This is a genomic window from Dyadobacter chenwenxiniae (assembly GCF_022869785.1).
Classification (GTDB): Bacteria; Bacteroidota; Bacteroidia; order Cytophagales; family Spirosomataceae; genus Dyadobacter; species Dyadobacter chenwenxiniae.
Genome location: NZ_CP094997.1, coordinates 3,261,106 through 3,276,945 on the forward strand (window position 1 = coordinate 3,261,106; position 15,840 = coordinate 3,276,945).

General features: G+C 45.5%; 15 protein-coding genes. 8 read left to right on the forward strand and 7 right to left on the reverse strand.

Going from position 1 to position 15,840, the window contains the following annotated elements; genetic code table 11:
- The first annotated feature begins 98 nt into the window (after nucleotides 1–98).
- From MUK70_RS13945 to MUK70_RS13960, 4 genes are all read left to right on the forward strand, one after another.
- Nucleotides 99–851: a LytR/AlgR family response regulator transcription factor gene (locus MUK70_RS13945; RefSeq protein ID WP_234653029.1), complete on the forward strand. Its 753-nt coding sequence runs from the start codon at nucleotides 99–101 to the stop codon at nucleotides 849–851.
- A gap of 98 nt (nucleotides 852–949) precedes the next feature.
- A complete protein-coding gene (fucP, locus tag MUK70_RS13950; RefSeq protein WP_234653030.1) occupies nucleotides 950–2,203 on the forward strand; it encodes an L-fucose:H+ symporter permease in 1,254 nt (417 codons plus the stop codon).
- 31 nt (nucleotides 2,204–2,234) lie between these two features.
- Entirely contained in the window at nucleotides 2,235–3,023 is a 789-nt protein-coding gene (locus tag MUK70_RS13955; RefSeq protein WP_234608196.1) for an SDR family oxidoreductase, read from the forward strand.
- 39 nt (nucleotides 3,024–3,062) lie between these two features.
- Nucleotides 3,063–4,079, forward strand: a complete 1,017-nt coding sequence (locus MUK70_RS13960; protein ID WP_234653031.1) for a zinc-binding alcohol dehydrogenase family protein — start codon at nucleotides 3,063–3,065, stop codon at nucleotides 4,077–4,079.
- Here the strand turns inward: MUK70_RS13960 and MUK70_RS13965 are convergent, their stop codons facing one another.
- From MUK70_RS13965 to MUK70_RS13995, 7 genes are read right to left on the reverse strand one after another with little or no spacing between them, the layout of a single operon-like run.
- On the reverse strand, nucleotides 4,080–5,198 hold the full coding sequence (locus tag MUK70_RS13965) for an ABC transporter permease (RefSeq protein WP_234653032.1): 1,119 nt from the start codon (nucleotides 5,196–5,198) through the stop codon (nucleotides 4,080–4,082). It abuts the gene before it with no gap.
- Nucleotides 5,195–6,301 carry an ABC transporter permease gene (locus MUK70_RS13970; RefSeq protein WP_234653033.1) on the reverse strand — a complete coding sequence of 369 codons (1,107 nt, stop codon included), beginning with the start codon at nucleotides 6,299–6,301 and terminating at the stop codon, nucleotides 5,195–5,197. Before MUK70_RS13970 ends, MUK70_RS13965 begins: the two co-directional genes overlap by 4 nt.
- A complete protein-coding gene (locus tag MUK70_RS13975) occupies nucleotides 6,298–7,041 on the reverse strand; it encodes an ABC transporter ATP-binding protein (protein WP_234653035.1) in 744 nt (247 codons plus the stop codon). Before MUK70_RS13975 ends, MUK70_RS13970 begins: the two co-directional genes overlap by 4 nt.
- Before the next feature lie 21 nt (nucleotides 7,042–7,062).
- Nucleotides 7,063–7,974, reverse strand: coding sequence for an ABC transporter ATP-binding protein (locus MUK70_RS13980; RefSeq protein ID WP_234653037.1), 912 nt, complete (start codon nucleotides 7,972–7,974; stop codon nucleotides 7,063–7,065).
- A 1-nt stretch (nucleotide 7,975) separates the two neighbouring features.
- Nucleotides 7,976–8,908: an HlyD family secretion protein gene (locus MUK70_RS13985; RefSeq protein WP_234653039.1), complete on the reverse strand. Its 933-nt coding sequence runs from the start codon at nucleotides 8,906–8,908 to the stop codon at nucleotides 7,976–7,978.
- 39 nt (nucleotides 8,909–8,947) lie between these two features.
- Entirely contained in the window at nucleotides 8,948–10,237 is a 1,290-nt protein-coding gene (locus MUK70_RS13990) for a TolC family protein (protein WP_234653041.1), read from the reverse strand.
- 51 nt (nucleotides 10,238–10,288) lie between these two features.
- Nucleotides 10,289–10,900: a TetR/AcrR family transcriptional regulator gene (locus tag MUK70_RS13995; RefSeq protein ID WP_234653043.1), complete on the reverse strand. Its 612-nt coding sequence runs from the start codon at nucleotides 10,898–10,900 to the stop codon at nucleotides 10,289–10,291.
- A 280-nt stretch (nucleotides 10,901–11,180) separates the two neighbouring features.
- Here MUK70_RS13995 and lepA point away from each other — a divergent pair, with 280 nt between their 5' ends.
- The 4 genes from lepA (at nucleotide 11,181) to hslV (ending at nucleotide 15,838) form a co-directional block, all read left to right on the forward strand.
- Nucleotides 11,181–12,968, forward strand: a complete 1,788-nt coding sequence (lepA, locus tag MUK70_RS14000) for a translation elongation factor 4 (RefSeq protein WP_234608187.1) — start codon at nucleotides 11,181–11,183, stop codon at nucleotides 12,966–12,968.
- 137 nt (nucleotides 12,969–13,105) lie between these two features.
- Nucleotides 13,106–14,827, forward strand: coding sequence for a pyruvate dehydrogenase complex dihydrolipoamide acetyltransferase (locus MUK70_RS14005; RefSeq protein WP_234653045.1), 1,722 nt, complete (start codon nucleotides 13,106–13,108; stop codon nucleotides 14,825–14,827).
- 45 nt (nucleotides 14,828–14,872) lie between these two features.
- Complete coding sequence (locus MUK70_RS14010) at nucleotides 14,873–15,199, forward strand: hypothetical protein (RefSeq protein WP_234653047.1); 327 nt, start codon at nucleotides 14,873–14,875, stop codon at nucleotides 15,197–15,199.
- A 99-nt stretch (nucleotides 15,200–15,298) separates the two neighbouring features.
- Nucleotides 15,299–15,838 (forward strand): ATP-dependent protease subunit HslV, encoded by a 540-nt coding sequence (hslV, locus tag MUK70_RS14015; protein ID WP_234608184.1) that lies wholly within the window; start codon nucleotides 15,299–15,301, stop codon nucleotides 15,836–15,838.
- Nucleotides 15,839–15,840 lie beyond the last annotated feature (2 nt).

A 15,840-nucleotide genomic window follows, 5' to 3' on the forward strand; every position in this document is an offset into this window, starting at 1 on the left:
TAGCACATCCGACAGGCGCAAATCTCTCAATTACCAATATTTTGGAATGCGAGAGAAATGCAATGGGCTTCGCATTACAAATGCCCTGCTCCCCTGTTATGATCAAAGTGTTAATTGTTGATGATGAACTAACTGCGCGGAATTTCCTGCACCGTCTGATTATGGACTTTGTTCCGGAAATTTCGGAGGTACGCATGGCGCGGTCTGCGGCAGATGCACGTAATATTCTGCATGACTTTGAGCCAGATATCGCATTTATAGACATTGAAATGCCTTACCAGAATGGGTTTGAACTTTTGATAAAGTTAAAAAATCCGCAGTTCGATGTCATATTTACCACCGCGCACAACCGGTATGCCATCCAGGCGCTTCGTTTCAGCGCATTGGATTATCTTCTCAAACCAATCGATCCGAAAGAGCTCATGGGAGCCATGCAACGCTATCTCGCCAAGCGTTCTATTTCACCACGAAGACGGAAAGTGTATGAAAACTTTCTTCACGATGCTCAGAAAAAGGAGGCGAAGGAGTTCAGGCTGGCAGTCACCTCTTCAAAAGGCGCTTTCTTTTTTTCACTTTGCGACGTCCTGCGCATTGAATCGGATCGAAATTATTCGGTTATCCACCTTACCGACAGGAAAAAACCTTTCGTGGCCACCAAGACGCTTAAACACTATGAAGAGGTCTTGGGACGTTTCAACTTTATCCGCGTTCACAAATCCCACCTGGTTAATGCTGAACACGTTATGCGTATTTCCATTGGCAACGATTTTCTTGTGCTTTCGGACGGGACCAGAATAGAGATCTCAAGAAGGAAAAGAGAAGCTGTTTTAAATTTGCTGAATGTTACTTAGGGTCATAACTTGGCAGAGAAATTCTGCCCGGATAAAGTAGATACGCTGCAAAACGGCATTACTATATCTTGTTATTAAATCCTTAACTACGGACCTCTATGACCGATCGTAAAACGCGGCTGGCTATCATTCTGATCACTTCTTTGTTTTTTCTCTGGGGCTTTGCCCTCAATCTGAACCCAATCCTTATCCCGCATTTAAAGAAGGCATGCCAGCTAAGTGACTTTCAATCAGCCCTTATCGACTCGGCTTCTTATATCGCATATTTCCTGATTGCCCTGCCTGCCGGGCTTTTTATGAAAAGGTTTGGCTACAAAGCCGGGATCACATTAGGCCTGCTTCTATTTGCATTTGGCACATTCCTGTTCTATCCGGCAGCAGAATTAAGGCATTTTGGCTTTTTCCTGTTTGCATTGTTCGTCATCGCAAGCGGGTTAACATTACTTGAAACGGCGGCTAATCCGTACATTACTGTTCTCGGCGACAGCGGTTCCGCAACGCAACGCCTGAATTTTGCGCAGTCCTTCAATGGCTTGGCTGCTTTTTTAGCGCCGTTAATGGGTGGAACATTTATTCTTTCAGGAAAAACGCTTTCTGAACAGGAGCAACAATCTATGTCTCCGGAGCAGCTTGACAGTTACCTTAATGCAGAAGCTTCTTCCGTGCAACTGCCATTTTTGGTCATTGGGATTGTTGTTTTGTTTGTCGCCCTAATGATCTGGCGTACGCCGTTACCCGAAATCAAGGAAGAAGAAGAGACAAGCGGCAAAGTAAGTGGCTCGATTTGGGATGAGAAAAACCTCATTCTGGGCGTCATAGCGCAGTTTTTCTATGTCGGCGCCCAGGTTTGTATCAGCAGCTTTTTCATCCGTTTCTCGGATAAAGTGGCGGGGATTGATGAAAAAACTGCCGCTTATGTGCTGTCCGGGGCATTTCTCAGTTTTATGATCGGTCGGTTTATCGGCACTTACCTTATGCGCTTTGTGGCTCCCCCGCGTCTGCTGGCACTTTACAGCATTATCAATGTGGGATTACTGATTCTTGCAGTGCTTACCGAGGGCATGGTGGCCGTTTATGCTTTGGTAGGCGTTCAGTTTTTCATGTCCATCATGTTCCCGACAATTTTCGCACTCAGCATCCGCGGCTTGGGAGAAAAGACTAAAATTGGTTCTTCACTGGTCATTATGTCGATCGTTGGCGGGGCGATTTTTCCGGTTATTATGGGTCAGGTTTCAGATATTTCGTCTATTCAAACAGCCTATATCGTTCCGGCGGTCTGTTTCCTGGTGGTGCTCTATTTTGCAATTAAAAACAACTCAATTAAACATGTGACGCTGGGTGCTTCGCATTAAGTCGTCCGTATTTTGCTAAAATGATTTAATCATGGATTTACAATTGAAAGATAAGGTCGTTATCGTAACAGGTGGCGCGAAAGGAATTGGCGAGGGCATTGTGCATGTGCTTGCAAATGAAGGAGCGATTCCGGTAATCGTTGGCCGCAATGCAGGTGATAATCAAATAGTGGTTGATGCGCTTTCAGCCAAAGGAATTTCGTCATTTCAGGTGGTTGCCGAGCTTACCAGGCCAGAAGCGTGTGAACAGGCCGTGGCGGCGGTTGTTGAAAAATTCGGCCGCATTGACGGGCTTGTAAACAACGCGGGTGTTAATGATGGCGTCGGATTGGAGAACGGTAATTATGAGGCCTTTATGGCTTCGCTGCACAAGAATGTCGTGCATTATTACCTGATGGCGCATTATGCATTGCCCGCGCTCAAAGCTTCCAGGGGTTCTATTGTCAATATCAGTTCAAAAACGGCCGATACGGGCCAGGGTGGCACATCTGCTTATGCCGCATCCAACGGTGGCCGCAATGCGCTTACGCGTGAATGGGCAGTGGAACTTTTGAAATATGGCATCCGGGTCAATTCAGTGATCGTGGCTGAATGCTGGACACCACTCTATGAAAGATGGATTGAAACATTGCCCAATCCGCAGGAAAAACTGGCTTCCATTACTGCGCACATCCCGTTGGAAAACCGGATGACCACAGCCGAAGAAATCGCTAATATGACCGTATTTTTGCTATCCCAGCGTTCCAGTCATACAACCGGACAGCTCATTTATGTGGACGGCGGATATGTCCATCTGGACCGTGCACTGGCTAATTCTTAATATTCTCAATACAAAAATTTAAGTTAATTCCATTCAGTTATGGAAGTTTTGGTTTGTACAACACCCGGGGAATTTGCTTATCAGCAAGCTGAGAAACCAGCATTAACCCCAGGGAATACGATTATAAAAATTAAAAGGATCGGCATTTGCGGGACGGATCTGCATGCATTTGAAGGAACGCAGCCTTTCTTCAACTATCCGCGCATTCTCGGTCACGAACTGGCTGGCGAGATCGTTGAAACCGACGGCGCACCGGAATTCTCCGTTGGTGAAGCGGTCACTTTTATTCCTTATTTCAATTGCGGAAAATGCGTCGCCTGCCGGAACAACAAGCCCAATTGCTGCACAAGTATCCGTGTTTCCGGCGTACATATCGACGGCGGAATGTCGGAATATCTGTCGGTTCCCTCCTACTCGCTGGTGCATGGGAATGGTTTGAGTTTTGACGAACTGGCACTTGTGGAAATGCTCTCAATCGGCGCGCACGGCATCAGGCGGGCAAATGTGGAGCAAAATGAAATGGTGCTAGTCGTTGGCGCCGGGCCGATTGGACTGGGAACCATGGAATTTGCACGCATTGCCGGAGCAAATGTTATCGCGCTCGACATTAATGATGCCCGGTTAGCATTCTGCCGCGAAAAATTGGGCGTCGCCCACACAATCAACGCATTGACTGACAATGTTTTGGAAAAATTGAATGAGATTACAAATGGCGATATGCCGACCGTAATTGTGGATGCAACCGGTAATCTGCGCGCCATCAACACCGCATTCAGTTATCTGGCGCATGGTGGAAGATATGTGCTGGTGGGCTTGCAAAAGGGCGAGATCAGTTTCAGCCACCCGGAATTTCACAAGCGTGAAGCCACATTAATGAGCAGCCGCAATGCAACCCGCGCTGATTTTGAGCATGTGATCGGCAGCATGAAAAACGGGCTTATTGATCCGACCACTTACATCACACACCGCGTGACTTTCGGTCAGGTTAAGGATGAATTTGAAGGCTGGCTCGACCCCGCGAACGGCGTAATTAAGGCAATGGTTTCTGTCAGTTGATTAGTTTGTTTTCTTGTAATTCAATATTGCCCAGCCGTTTAGAATCAATGCCATCAGCGAAACTGCGCCAAAGTGCTGCATGACATCCTGGAACCCGCTCCCTTTCAAAATCACCATCCGCATCACTTCGATCATATAACGTACCGGATTGATGCGGGTGACGAGCTTGGCCCAGTCCGGCATGCTGTCGATGGACGTAAATAAGCCGCCCAGCAGGATAAAAAGCATCATAAAAAAGAACATAATAAACATGGCCTGTTGCTGCGTGTCGCAAAAAGTGGAGACCAACAGCCCGAAACCAAGCACGGAAAGCAGATAAATAGCGATAAAAGCATATAACACCATCAGGCTGCCAACGGGAATAATGCCGTAAACCAAGCGCGCTAAAATCAGCCCGATCGTGAAAACGATCATCGCCAGAATCCAGAACGGAATCAGCTTTCCAAGAATAAAAATATGCTTTTTGATGGGCGTAACATTGATTTGTTCAATCGTCCCGACCTCCTTTTCCTTCACAATGTTCAGCGCCGCGAGGAATCCACCGATCATAGTCACCAGGATGGCCAGAATGCCCGGGACAATGAAAACTTTGTAATTCAAAACCGGATTAAACCAGTTGGAAGCGACCACATTGATCACGGGAAATGAGCTGAATCTGGGTTGCTGAACCAGTTGCATACGAATGTCCGCATTAAAATTCCCGATAATGTTGCTCAAATAAGCGCCGCCCAGATTGGCCTTCGTGCCATTGATCGCATTCACGGCAACAAACAATTTTTGCTTGTCCTCCCTGATCAGGTTGCGTTCGAAACCATGCGGGATTTCCAGGATCAAATCGGCCTTATCGGACTCAATTAATCGAAATGCTTCTTTAAATGAGCTGTTATAGCCCTGTAATTTGAAGTAACCCGAAGCGATCACCTTCGAGATCAGCTTTTGCGAATAGGTGGATTTATCATTGTCCACCACCGATAAATTCACATTGCGGACCTCATAATCGGCCGCCATCGGCATGATAACAAGCTGAATAACAGGCATCAGAAATATCATGGCCACAATCGCCTTATCCCGGAAAATCTGCCGGAACTCTTTGCGTAGTAAAAATCGGAGCGTCCTCATTGCAAACGGATTTTAAAACTTTTTAAACTGATTGTCAGCAAAAACAGCGTCATACCAGCCAGAATTAACGTTTCTTTCCACAGCGCGGCTATGCCTAATCCTTTGATCATGATGGATTTGACAATAATGTAATACCATTTGGAAGGAATAATGTTGGAAACGACCTGCAAAGGAACCGGCATATTTTCAATCGGGAACAAAAAACCGCTGAACATCATGGTCGGCAACAGCATGCCCATTAAGGAAATCAGCATGGCGATTTGCTGTGAATCCGTTTTGATCGAAATGAAAATCCCCAGTGCCAGACAAGTGATAATGAACAAAGTGCTTTCCGCAAACAGCAACAGCAAGCTTCCTTTTACGGGAAGTTGCAACGCAAAAACGCTCAAAAAAAGGATAGCCGTTACATTAATCAACGACAATATCAAATAAGGAAACGCTTTGGCGAAAATGACCAGAACCGGCTTAAATGGTGAAACGAGCAGGATTTCCATGGTTCCCGTCTCCTTTTCTTTCACAATGGAAATGGCCGTCATCATCACCGAAACCAGCATTAACACAAGCGCCATTACGCCCGGAACAAAACCATGCGCGCCTTTGAGCTGCGGGTTATAAAGCATGCGCGTTTCGGGAATGATCTGATACGGAATTGAGAAATTTTCGTTGATCTTGGTTTGGTAATCCCTGATAATCGAGGTCAGATAATTGGTGATCATATTAGCCGTGTTAATGTCCGTCGCATCCGTAATGATTTGTATATGAGCCTGATTATCATGCAAAAGGTCGCGATTAAACCCTGCCGGAAAGACTACCACGGCCTTGATCTTACCCTGCTGAAAAGTTGATAAAATCTCTTTATGCGTCAATGCAGCATTGCGGATGTTAAAATAACGGCTTGCCCCGATCTCGGAAATGGTCTGTTGCGAGGCGTCATCTTTGGCATAATCCACGACCAGGATCTCGGAATCTTTCACCTCATTGGTCAATGCAAAACCAAAGATCAGGATCTGGGCGATAGGCATGCCGAAAAGGATGAGTAATGTCCTCCTGTCGCGTAAAACGTGAAAAAATTCTTTTCTGACAAATGCGATAAACTGTTTCATGAATCGGCTCTTTTTGCGCTTCTGGCCAGTTGATAAAACACCTCGTCCATTGAACTCGCATCAAATTGCTTTTTCAGATTGGCGGGTGTGTCCAAAACTTCGATTTTACCGTCCACCATGATGGATATACGATTGCAATATTCGGCTTCATCCATGTAATGTGTTGTCACAAAAATTGTAATGCCACGATCGGCAGCTTCATAGATCAGGTCCCAAAACTGGCGCCTCGTAACCGGATCAACGCCTCCCGTGGGCTCGTCCAGGAAAACGATTTTGGGTTGGTGCAAAACGGCAACCGAAAAGGACAATTTCTGTTTCCAGCCCAAAGGCAGCGAACCAACGAGCTTTTTCATTTCGCTTTTCAACCCCAGTTTGCTCACCAGTTCTTCCGTTTTTGTTTTGATTTCCTGATCGGTCAACCCGTAAATGCCACCAAAAAACTCCACGTTTTCCAGCACGGTCAGGTTTTCATAAAGTGAAAATTTCTGGCTCATGTAGCCAATGTTCCGTTTGATCTTTTCGGTTTCGGTGTAAACATCGTAGCCCGCAATCGTCGCTGAGCCGGAAGTAGGCGCGGAAAGGCCGCAAAGCATGCGCATAGCAGTGGTTTTGCCTGCGCCATTCGCGCCCAGAAAGCCGAATATTTCTCCTTTATTTACCTCTAAAGAAATTTGATTCGTAGCAACAAAATCACCAAAACGCTTCGTCAGCTTTTCACAAACAATGACTTTTTCTTCCATAACCGTCAGCAGCGCCGGATTTTAATTTAATAATTTGATAAAAGAGTCCTCAATGGTCGCAGGAATGCTTTTGATCTCAATTCCCGAAAGTCCCTGATCTGCGAGAAATCGCTTCAAATGCGCTTCGTCCAACGTCTTATTACTGAAAGTAGCATGCGCATACTCTCCAAAAGCATAACTGTTTAGCCTGTCCGGGTAGTTATCCAGACTTTTTAGCAGGCGATACATTTCATTGGCCTTAATGGCGTAAAGCTTTGTAGGATAAGCCTTTGTAACATTCTCCGGCGTGTCAATGGATAAAATTTTACCGCTTTGGATCAATGCGACCCGGTCGCAGAGGGCGGCTTCGTCCATGTAAGGCGTTGAGACAATGATTGTTATGCCCTGTTCTTTCAGTCTCCGCAACATTTCCCAGAATTCTCTCCGCGAAACCGGGTCAACGCCGGTCGTTGGCTCATCAAGAAACAATGTTGCAGGCTTGTGAATTAACGCACAGCATAGCGCTAGTTTTTGCTTCATTCCGCCCGACAATTTTCCCGCGCGGCGCTTCTTAAATGGCTCAATCTGAATATAAATATCTTTGATCAAATGATAATTTTCCTCAACCGTTGTGCCGAAAACCGTAGCGAAAAAATTCAGGTTTTCTTCAATGGTAAGATCCTGGTAGAGCGAGAATTTTCCAGGCATATAGCCCACAGCACTCCTGATTTGTTTAAAATCCTTCACAATGTCAAAACCGTCCACGCTTGCAGAACCTTCATCCGGCAAAAGCAATGTGGTCAGCATCCTGAAAATGCTCGTTTTCCCTGCCCCATCCGGCCCGATCAGCCCAAAAAGCTCGCCTTTACTTACCGAAAAGGAAACATTGTCTACGGCCAATGCTTTCTCGGTGCTGTAAGTTTTACTAATATTTTTTACAATAACCGCCTCCATATCAAAGAATTACTTCGCCATACATCCCGATTTTCAAAAAGCCATCATTCTTTAATCTGATCTTAACCGCATAGACCAGATTGGCGCGTTCATCCTTCGTCTGAATGGTTTTCGGAGTAAATTCCGCTTTGTCGCTGATCCATTCGATTGAACCGGGCAACTCTCTGTATTTGCCTTCTATATCGTCCACCAGCACTTTTACCGTTTGGTTTAGCTTTACACTTGTCAGCTGATCGCCAGTTACATAGGCCCGTAAAATAATCGTTGACAGGTCTGCAATTTTGTAAAGCGGCTTGCCTGTAACTGCCATTTCACTTTCCTCCGCATATTTGGAAAGCACCGTTCCGTTCACTTCATTTACGATTTTGGTTTTGGCCAGCTGATCATTAACCTGCTCAATCTGAACATATAATGGCACCACGTCCGCCTTTAACCCGGACGTCTGCGTTTTAAGCACCGATGCTTGCGCAGCGTCCTGACGACTGATTACTTCCAACTGCTTTTGCAGTTCACTAATCTGCGCATTAATGTCATCCAGTTGTTTTGGCGTGGCCGCATCGGCTTTGAGCAGGTTTTGGATTCGCTTTTGTTCGTGCAGCAAATTATCCAGTCTCACCTGAGAAACAGCCCGTTGCTGTTTATAGACATTGGTTTGCGCCACAATGTCCGGCAGCTTACTGCCTGTTGCCTTAATTTGCGCTTCAAGCTGCTTTTTCTTTAAGTAAAGGGGCAGACTGTCTATGTAACCGACATGTTTACCCGCTTTCAGCAATTGTCCCTCTTCCAGCTTGAACTCTATGATCCGGCCGGTTGCTTCCGCCGAAACGATCGTTTCAACCGCTTCGAATGTTCCCGAAGCATCGTATACATTTTCCTCACCTTTACAGCCTGCAAAAACCATGGCTATCATTAAAATAAACCCGATTGTCCTCATTATTTCTAAATATTTACTGCTTAAAATTTTTATAAACATTTATTGATCAATTCTTTGACCCAATGTTGTGCGCACATTGTAAATCGACATTAACAGCTGTATTTCATGCAGAATGCGGTTCACCCTGGCCTGATCTTCTGCACTGACTTCCCTCAGATAATCGCTGGTGTTAATCACACCGTTTTCCAATTGCGCAGCCGCCGTCGTTTTGACACTTTCGCGTAATGCAATGATCTCATTATCAGATTCAAGCAGCTTTTGAAGTTTGATCAAATCTGCATTTTGCTGTTTCAAGCTCAGGTTTGTATTGTACGAAAAAACCGCTTGCTGTAATTGAATGGCCTCCCGGTTACTGGCGATCAGCGCACGGTCGTTTTTTAATGTATATATTCCTGAAATAGACCAGCTTAACCGGATACCCGTAATGTAATAAAGGTCAAATCCATTGTTGAGAATGTTGAGCGCGGGCCGCCCGTAACCTCCCTGAAAGAAAAAATTCAGCTTGGGACGGTTGCGCACTTTAAGCAACTGATCCTGAATGTCAAGGCATTGGCGCTGGTAATCGAAAAGTCTCAACTCAGGCCGGCTAATGTCGCCTGCCAGCGAAATGGTTGCCGGCTTTTCCAAAATCGTTGATTCCGAGAGATCCTGGCCTACGAGCAAGCCTAGCATACCGAGAAAGGCTTTCCGGTTTGCTGCAAGTTCGGTTGCGCGTTGCAACGTTTTGAGCCATTCGGCTTTCAGAGCGTCTCCACTGCTTTTGAATGCCGTTCCGTTGCCGATAAAGGCTTGTATTTTCTTGATTCCCAGCTCAATGTCGGCCTTTAAAAGTGCGTTCTGTTTCAGCTGTTCGTCCAGCATTAGAATGCCGAAAAAGATCTGGTTTATGCGTTCATTTAGTTTATAGAGCTCTACTTCAAGCTTTTCTGACTCTACAACGGCATTCTGTTTATGCAGCGCGATTTGCGTTCGAACTGCGCCGCCGTCGTAAATTGTCTGATTAACCTCTCCATAAACCTTATATTGATCCTTACTAATGCTCGGAAACTCTACTCCTGGAATCGCTATGGGAAGCCTGAATTCGGTGACAGCAGATTGGTAAGTCGCCTGCCCAAGAATCGCAACCTGCGGCAAATGACCTTTTGCTGCGTTCTCAACTGAAAATTGCGCTGTTTTGCGGATCAGTTCATGCTGCTTTATCAAAGGATGATTCTGTCTGGCGAGTGCATACGACTCCTGCAGGCGCAGCACTTTATCCTGCGCCTGCACGCTTAGTATAGCTATCCAGGCAAGCGCACACACAAGCGAGAATTTGAATCTGTTAATCATTTTATTTAGTCGTTTTATTTAATCATTTGATTAATTTATAGTCAAAAAAATTTACGCCTTTGCCAGCATCATATTAAGCCATTCCGGGATCAGCTTCTTACGCTGCTCCATCAGTGCGGGGTAATTTTCTTCACCGCCGGTCACAGTCTGTAGAATTGGCTTGCCTACAAAGGGGAAAATGATCATTCCCAGCAAGTTCATCAGGAAGTGGAAGGGATGAATCTCCGTGCCTTTCTCTTGCAACTGCTTCACAAAAACTGATTTTGTTAAATGCGTTTTAGCTTGTATCCGGTCCGCAAATCGCTCCGGATCATTCCTTAATTCACTCAAAACGAAAATCGGCAGGTCCGGATGCTCATTCAGCATATCAATATAGCTTTCCGTTATTTTCACAAACTTTTCCTGCAATGTTGTGTCGCTGTCATTCAGAATGGGCGTCAGAATGCCAAACAGCTTCTGAATCCGCTCTGCCATGATCACCTCAAACAGCTTTTCCTTACTCCGGAAATAGTAATTAAGCAGCGCCAGATTAATCCCGGCTTCCTCCGCAATGTCCCTGGTCCGTGCATTGCCGTATCCTTTTTTGGTAAAAACTTTACTGGCAGCTTCCTTGATCTTCTCCTCCGTCGACAGGTCCATTTCTGCCTTCACAACTTTCGCCATTGTATCTGAATGTATTAATATGCCAAAACTAAAAGGAAAATTTTAGTTATACAAATTATTTAATCATTTGATTAATAATTATCCAAAGATGTTTTTGTAAACCTTGTTATGACATAAACAAAAGTTACCGAACCTTCCCTGCCTGGATTTCAGGCGAAGTATTTGCTTTAAGTTTGAACTTCAAAAAGAAAAGCTGTTGAAATATTAATTCCCCTTGTAATTTTGCAGATGCTTTGCGTCAGACTTTTACGTGCAGGGCATTGGAACAGTAACTACTTTCATGAAGAAAATCCGTAATTTTTGCATTATTGCCCATATTGACCACGGGAAAAGCACACTGGCAGATCGTTTGCTGGAATTTACAAATACTGTAAGCAAGCGAGAAATGCAGGCGCAGTTACTTGATAACATGGACCTGGAACGCGAACGCGGTATCACGATCAAGAGCCACGCTATCCAGATGACTTATCCTTACAAGGGAGAAGAATATACTTTTAATCTCATCGACACCCCGGGCCACGTAGACTTTTCTTATGAAGTTTCCCGTTCCATTGCCGCTTGCGAAGGCGCGTTGCTGTTAGTGGACGCTTCTCAGGGAACCGAGGCCCAAACGATCTCCAACCTCTATCTGGCGATCAATCATGACCTGGTTATCATTCCTGTTTTAAATAAAATAGATTTACCAGGCGCAATGCCTGAGGAAATCAAGGATGAAATGGTGGATCTGCTCGGCTGCGAGCGGGACGACATTATTCCGGCAAGTGGAAAAGAAGGAATTGGCATTGAGGCTATTCTGAATGCCATTGTTGAAAGAATTCCGGCACCGGTTGGCGATCCAAAAGCGCCGTTGCAAGCTTTGATCTTTGACTCGGTTTTCAATTCTTACCGCGGGATCGAAGTTATTTTCCGGGTTAAAAACGGGACGATCAGAAAGGGTGACCGCGTTAAGTTTATGGCGACAGGCAAAGAATACATCGCCGACGAAATAGGAACGCTTGGTCTGCAACAAATCCCCAAGCAAGTGGTGGAATGCGGCGACGTGGGTTACCTGATTTCGGGCATAAAAGTGGCCAAGGAGGTAAAGGTAGGCGACACATTTACGCATATTGACAGGCCGGCAAGCGAAGGAATTGTTGGTTTTTCAGAGGTTAAGCCCATGGTTTTTGCCGGGATTTATCCGGTAGACACGAGCGAATTCGAGGAATTGCGCGAGGCAATGGAAAAACTGCAATTGAATGATGCTGCGCTCGTTTGGGAGCCGGAAACATCTGCTGCATTAGGTTTTGGTTTCCGTTGCGGATTCCTCGGGATGCTGCATATGGAAATCGTTCAGGAACGTCTGGAACGTGAATTTGACATGACTGTCATCACGACGGTTCCTTCGGTACAGTTCCGCGTTACGAACACGAAGAACCAGTTAGTAAATATCAGCGCACCTTCGGAAATGCCTGAGCCTAACCACATTCTCTCCATTGAGGAACCTTACATTAACGCACAAATTATCACGAAGTCCGATTACATCGGCGCGATTCTGAATTTGTGTATGGATAAGCGCGGTATTCTGAAAAACCAGGTTTACCTAACCTCGGAACGTGTTGAGCTTCAATTCCTTATTCCGCTCGCCGAGGTTGTTTTTGATTTCTTTGATAAACTCAAAACAATATCCCGGGGATATGCGTCTCTGGACTATGAACTGGCTGGTTACCAGGAATCGGATATGGTGAAACTGGACGTCATGTTGAATGGTGAACCGGTTGATGCGCTTTCGGCTATCGTTCACAGATCAAAATCTTATGAATGGGGTAAAAAACTTTGTGAAAAACTGAGAGAACTGATCCCGCGTCAGATGTTTGAAATCGCCATTCAGGCGGCAATTGGTCAGAAGATCATTGCGCGTGAAACTGTGAAAGCAATGCGGAAAGACGTTTTGGCGAAATGTTATGGCGGTGATATTTCCCGGAAAAGGAAGCTTTTGGAAAAGCAGAAAAAGGGTAAAAAACGCATGCGCCAGGTTGGTAACGTGGAAATCCCGCAAGAGGCATTTATGGCTGTATTGAAAATCAATTGATTAAATCCCAAATGTTCAGCCGAGCGCTGTCTTGGTCAATTTTATGATGTGAAAGGCGACACCTATTCGCGTTTTATTGTAATTTTGACTAAAATCTAATTTTTAGACCAAGAAACTAAAATACCTTAACAAGCGATATGGCAGAAGTAATTCGTATGCCCAAGATGAGCGACACCATGGAAGAAGGTGTTATCGCAGAATGGCACAAAAAAGTTGGCGATAAAATAAAATCAGGTGAGATCATCGCGGAAGTTGAAACAGACAAAGCGACGATGGATCTTGAGTCCTATTATGACGGCACTCTTCTATACATTGGTGTTAACAAGGGCGATGCGGTTCCCATAGACGGCATTATGGCGGTTGTTGGTGCCGAAGGTGAAGACTATAAATCATTGCTGGAAGGCGGAAGCACCAATGGCGCAGCAAAAGCTGAAACAAGTGCGGAGCCTGCAAAAGAAGAATCAAAACCTGCGGCTGCCGTTGAAACTGTGACGCCTGAACCAGCGAAAAAGCCAGTTGCTGCTGCCCCCGCTGAAAAAATCAATGCAGTCGTTGTCAGAATGCCAAAGATGAGCGACACGATGGAGGAAGGGACATTGGTAGGATGGCAGAAAAAAGTTGGAGATAAAGTAAAATCAGGTGACATCCTGGCCGAAGTCGAAACTGACAAGGCGACGATGGAACTGGAAGCTTACGAAGACGGAACGCTTCTATATATTGGTATCAAAGACGGCGAATCTGTTCCTGTTGACGGCATTATTGCTGTAATCGGTGAAGAGGGCGCTAATGTGGAAGCATTGCTTGCGCGTGAAAACGGTGAAGGCGGTGCGGAAGTTGAAAATATTGATGCAACGGACGAAGGAAAAGCGGCTCCTGCTGCTGAATCCGGTTCAAATGGTGCTGACAAAACGGTTTCTGTTGCTGATTCAGGTGACAGGATCAAGGCGTCACCATTGGCAAAGCGTCTTGCAGACGAAAAAGGAATTGACCTGAGCCAGGTTGGCGGCAGTGGTGACAATGGTCGCATCGTGAAACGCGATGTGGACGAATTCAAACCTGCTGCGGCAGCCGCTGCTGCGAAAACAGAAGCTGCTCCTGCTCAGGCGGCATCTGCGCCAGCCGCTGCTGCAAAAGCTGAACAACCGGCTCCGGCGACAGGCGGCTCATCGGCGCCCGGCGACTTTACAGACCTGCCGATCTCGCAAATGCGTAAAACCATTGCCCGCAGATTGAGCGACAGCCTGTTCACAGCGCCACATTTCTACGTGACCATGGAAATCAACATGGACAAGGCAATGGCGTTGCGTCCGCAGCTGAATGAAGTGAGCCCTGCGAAAATCTCATTCAATGACATGGTGATCAAAGCTTGCGCGGTGGCGTTGAAACAACATCCGGCGGTTAATTCGGCTTGGTTGGGAGACAAAATCAGAAAATACAATTATGTAAATATCGGCGTTGCCGTGGCTGTGGACGAAGGTTTGCTGGTCCCGGTAATCCGCGATGCTGACAAGAAAACATTGTCGACGATTTCAGGCGAAGTGAAAGATCTTGCCGGAAAAGCGAAAGATAAAAAACTGCAGCCCAAAGACTGGGAAGGAAACACATTCTCGATCTCAAACCTGGGTATGTTTGGTGTAGATGAATTCACAGCGATCATTAACCCACCAGATTCCTGCATTTTGGCAATCGGTGCAATCAAAAAAGTGGCTGCTTTCAAAGAAGATGGAACGGTCTATCCACAAAACATCATGAAAGTAACCCTTTCCGCAGATCACCGCGTTGTGGACGGAGCACTAGGCGCTCAGTTCCTGCTGACTGTGAAAAAGTTGTTGGAAGAGCCGATGAGTATGTTGGTTTAAATTATTGATAAAATAAAAAACGCACATTAAAATAAATACCGCACTATGAATGCAGATCAAAGATTAGATCAAATAGAACCAGTTCTTGCAGAGCTTTTGGTAAAGCAGGATCATACCGACAGAAAAGTTGACAGGCTAACTGATATTGTTTTAAATATTAGTCAGGTTTTAACCAAGCAAAGTGATAATGTTTCTTTTTTGCTTAAAAATCAGCTTCAAATGTCCGGCCAGATTGAAAAGATTGAACTAACAATCAATAAGATCGAAACCAGGCTTGACACAATGAACAGCAGGTTTGACAAGATGGATGACAAATTTGATAAGATGGCGGAGACGCAAAATTCTATTTTGTCAATTCTCCTATCAAAGTAGAATTCATTAAAATTTTAATAAAATGTACAAAGTGTCAGGTTTCTCGACCTGGCACTTTTGTTTTGTGAGGGGTTTAAGGAATTAGTATAAAATCAATTTATGGAAAAAATACATGCGACCACCGTCTTGGGGGTGCTTCATAACGGAACAGTTTCCCTGGGTGCAGATGGCCAGGCGACGATGGGTAATACAGTTGCGAAAAGCAATGTTAAAAAGATCCGCACCTTAATGGGCGGCAAGATCCTGGTAGGATTTGCCGGATCAACAGCAGATGCTTTTACGCTTCTTGAAAAATTCGAAGAAAAATTGAATGCATACGGCGGCAATATGAAACGTGCTGCTATTGAACTTGCAAAAGACTGGCGGACAGATCGTTATCTGCGTAAGTTGGAAGCAATGATGATCACTGCAAACAAAGAAGAAATCCTGGTTATTTCCGGAACCGGCGATGTGCTCGAACCTGAAAACGGCATTGCCGCCATCGGGTCAGGTGGAAATTATGCATTGTCTGCAGCACAAGCTTTGAAAAAACACGCGGCACATCTCACTGCCGAGGAAATGGTGCGGGAAGGCTTAACCGTTGCGGCTGACCTTTGCATTTATACAAACCATAACCTGGTTATCGAAAAAGTTCAGTAAGT